Source organism: Vibrio sp. 2132-1, from assembly GCF_033344315.1.
Map to the genome: position 1 here is coordinate 1 of NZ_JAWPON010000199.1, position 840 is coordinate 840.

1 protein-coding gene is annotated in these 840 nt (G+C 48.0%); it reads right to left on the minus strand.

The genetic code is table 11. The features are described 5' to 3' along the window. Positions 1-52: 52 nt before the first annotated feature. Positions 53-840 (minus strand): ABC transporter permease subunit (locus R8N47_RS24410; RefSeq protein ID WP_318186005.1); only part of this gene is annotated, 788 nt, incomplete at its 5' end.

Below are 840 nucleotides of genomic sequence, written 5' to 3' on the forward strand. Positions count from 1 at the left end.
CAGAACGAATCCAATTTAACATTCGGTCACTCGCTCTTTTTCCTGATCTAAACTACAACGCACGGTATTTATCTCTCAATCTTTGACGCACCAACTCTGCCAGCGCGTTCACAGCAAAGGTGAAGACAAACAAAATCAACGCAGCGAGGAACAACAAACGATAATGCGAACTGCCAACTTCAGACTCTGGCAACTCCACCGCAATGGTTGCCGATAAGCTGCGAAGTCCTTCTAAAATGTTCCAGTCCATTAGCGGCGTGTTGCCAGTCGCCATCAAGACAATCATCGTCTCACCAACCGCACGTCCAAGCCCCATCATAATGGCGGAGAAAATACCTGGGCTGGCCGTAAGGAGCACGACGTAAATCAAGGTTTGCCAAGGAGTGGCCCCAAGCGCTAACGATCCATCAGACAAGTGCTTTGGTACAGAGAAAATGGCATCTTCCGCAATGGTAAAAATGGTAGGAATCACTGCAAAGCCCATCGCAAGGCCAACCACCAAAGAATTACGCTGATCAAAACCAATCCCGTGATTGGTCAAAAACAAACGCATGTCGCCACCAAAGAAGGTTTGTTCAATACTTGGAGAAATCCAAACTCCGATACCAATCAACAGTAAAATCACTGGCATAAGAACCAGCGCATGCCATCCATTAGGTAGACGATTACGCAGAGATTGAGGTATCAGAGCCCACAAGCCCCCCATGACCATGGTGCTCAATGGCAACACAAACAACATCACCACGACCGTAATCAGATGGTCTTCGACTATCGGAGCAAACCATAACCCGGCAAGGAAACCGATGATGACGGTCGGCAGTGCTTCCATCAATTCAATGG